Genomic DNA, 2,837 nt, shown 5'->3' with positions numbered 1-2,837 from the left:
ACCTCACCACCCACACCCCCAACCCCAACCCCAACCCCACCACCTACACCCAACAAGCCCCCCACACCCACACCCACCCACCCCTCACCACCACATAACGACTGTGTAGTTGCCGTCTTGGAGGCCGCTGACCAGGTGTGTAGTGGACGTTACTCGGAGTGCGGGGCTGGTCCCGTTTCCTGGTGTGGGAGTGTCACACCAGCAGACGGCGGATCCGATGATCAAGGTAGGACGCCTGATGAGCGAGACCAGAAGTCCGTGTCCACCGCGAGCATCCATATCGCCTTCTTCACCAGCGGCAACGCGGCCCGCAGCCGCTTGTTCCAGCCCGGCTGCTTCGGCAGGTACGGGAACATCGGCGACAGACTCTTGCGGGCGAACCGAAGCCACCGGGACTCGGAATGGAATCCCAGCAGCGACTGCGCAACCGCGAGTGTGACCAGCTCGGAGTCGGTCAACTGCGGTGGTCTGCCGCGCCATCGCTCCTCCACGATCTCGCCGTCGATCTTCACGTACAGTGCGGTCAGCAGGGTGTCCAGGGCCTCGTTCGTCACACAACGATCTTGGACACCCTCTTCGCGTTCCCAGACAGCCCGTCACATTCGGAATAACTCGTCTAGTGTCCTGAGTTCGTGATGCGTCGTTGATTGATGCATGGGGCGTCCGGGACCGAAGCTGGCCGAGTTGGTGTTGTCGGAGCACGAGAGGGATGTGCTGGGGCGTTGGGAGCGGGCGTCCTCAATGCCACAGGCCCTGGCACTACGGGTACGCATCGTGCTGGCCTGCGCGGAGGTCGACGGGAACGGCCTGCACCGCTCGGCGAGTTCGGTGGCCCGGCAGGTCGGCGTAACGACCGAGACGGTCTCCAAGTGGCGGGCCCGCTTCCTCACCCACCGGCTGGACGGGCTGGGCGACACACCCCGGCCGGGACGGGCGCGGACGGTCACGGACGAGCAGGTCGCCGAGGTGGTGCGGGCCACGCTGGAGACGCGGCCGAAGGACGCCACGCACTGCTCGACGCGGTCGATGGCGGCCCGCGCCGGGCTGTCGCAGACCACCGTCTCGAAGATCTGGCGGGCGTTCGGGCTCAAGCCGCACCGGGCCGAGACGTTCAAGCTGTCCACCGACCCGTTCTTCGTCGACAAGGTCCACGATGTGGTGGGGCTCTACCTGGATCCGCCCTGAGAAGGTCGCGTCCGGGAAGTGGTGTAAAAGCGCCACGAGCGTAGGTTTCGTACTGAACCTCGACAGTTCGTACGGAAGGACCCACACTCGTGACACGTCGAGTATCCCCGACCGAGGCCATCCGTGCCGAGATCGATGCCGTCTTCGCCCAGGGCCGGCCGCTGGCCGAGTGCCTGGAGGACGTCGCCCGCCTCGGCGCCAGGATGATCATCCAGTCCGCGCTCGAGGCCGAGGTCGACGAGTTCCTCGGCCGTGCCCGCTACCAGCGCGCCAGTACTGCCGCCGAGGACTCGGCCGGTGAAGCGGAGGTGGCCGTGCCGATGGTGCGGGCCGGGCATCGCAACGGGCATCGCGAGGCGACCATCAAGACGACGTCCGGACCAGTGACGGTGGCCCGGCCCAGGGGACGCTGTTGGTTAATTCCGGGGCGCTATGCCTTATTCGCCTCGTCGATCTTCTGGTCGGCGGGGCGAAGTCGTGCGAAGTGGCTGGTGCGGGTGCGGGCTCGTGGGGTGCCGGTGAGGTGGGCGTCGATGCGGGTGAGGTTGATGGCGGCGCCGGTGAGCTGGTGTTGGAGGCTGGTCTTCGTAAGGCCGCGGTAGCGGGATCTGCGCAGGCCGCAGCGCCCGACGGCCTGGGAGATGGTGCCCTCAACCCCTGCCCGGACCTTGTAGCGCTCCTTCCATTCGTCACTCTTCTGCTCGGCCCTGGCCGCTTGGGGTGCGTGGTGTTCGTCGTGGTGGCGCAGTCGTAGTTCGCGGCGCTCGCCGGTGGGCGAGTTGATGCATGCCTGGCGTAGGGAGCACGGGCGGCAGTCACGCGCCGAGAACCGCACCCCCAGGACGGGCTGTCCCCGCTGGGATAGCCGCTCGCTCCAGTTGATGCTGGTCTTGCCGTCGGGGCAGGTGGCCTGCTTGCTGTCCCAGTCGATGGTGAAGGCGTCCTGACCGAAGCCGCTGTCCGTGGCGGCCTGGGCGCTGTTGTCGGCCTGGAGAGGGCCGTGCAGGGCGATGCCGTGCTCGTGCCGGGCGCTGACCAGGGCGGCGCCGGTGGGGTAGCCGGCATCGACCCAGTGCTCGCCGGGTGCGCAGTCACGCGCGGCGAGCTGGGTGTGGATCGTCTCGGCCATCGACCGGTCGGCGACGGTGGCCACCGTCGTGGCGACGTTCGTGATCAGGTTCGGGGTGTCCGGTTCGCAGGTCTCGGTGAGGTGGACCTTGTAGCCGTCCCACATCGTGTTGCGTTTGACGCTGCCACGTGCGTCGGTGTCATAGGGGGTCACCAGGCGCATCGCGCCCGGTGGGCGGTCTTTTGGGTCCCTGCGCCTCACCTCGCCCTCCACCAGGCGGAAGTGCTGGACCCACATCTGCCGCAAGGTCTCCACCTCCGCGAGCGCGCCCAGGCCAGGCGGTGCGTCAGCGGCGAAGACGGCTGTCAGCAGGCACATCCCGTCGCGGCCGATCCGCAGCCCCACCTCATCCCGCTTCGCGCGGGCCTTGGGGAACCGGGATTCCTCGGCGCGGGTGGCATAGTGCCTGAACCAGTCCGGCTCGGCGTCCAGGGCTGTTGCAAAGTCTTGGGGGTTCCACGAATCTGCAGGTCACAGCTGGGTGACGGTCTGTCAGGATGGCCTCTCCGTATGCAACGAAGCT

The 2,837-nt window shown here is 67.5% G+C and carries 2 protein-coding genes and 1 pseudogene; 1 reads left to right on the top strand and 2 read right to left on the bottom strand.

Annotated elements, in window-relative coordinates:
* Positions 1 to 221: 221 nt before the first annotated feature.
* The gene (locus ACIQU6_RS44295) at positions 222 to 554 is read right to left on the bottom strand and encodes a hypothetical protein (RefSeq protein WP_403488345.1); all 333 of its coding nucleotides are present in this window, start codon (positions 552 to 554) and stop codon (positions 222 to 224) included.
* 100 nt (positions 555 to 654) lie between these two features.
* Here ACIQU6_RS44295 and ACIQU6_RS44290 point away from each other — a divergent pair, with 100 nt between their 5' ends.
* Positions 655 to 1,185, top strand: a complete 531-nt coding sequence (locus ACIQU6_RS44290; RefSeq protein WP_403488343.1) for a helix-turn-helix domain-containing protein — start codon at positions 655 to 657, stop codon at positions 1,183 to 1,185.
* Between the two features lie 430 nt (positions 1,186 to 1,615).
* Here ACIQU6_RS44290 and ACIQU6_RS44285 read toward each other — a convergent pair.
* A pseudogene (locus ACIQU6_RS44285) lies at positions 1,616 to 2,740 on the bottom strand (transposase); the annotation flags it as partial.
* Positions 2,741 to 2,837 lie beyond the last annotated feature (97 nt).

Source organism: Streptomyces sp. NPDC090442 (assembly GCF_044769405.1).
Classification (GTDB): Bacteria; Actinomycetota; Actinomycetes; order Streptomycetales; family Streptomycetaceae; genus Streptomyces.
Note: the sequence above shows the minus strand (reverse complement) of the source record. Positions and strands in the feature narration are given on the sequence as shown.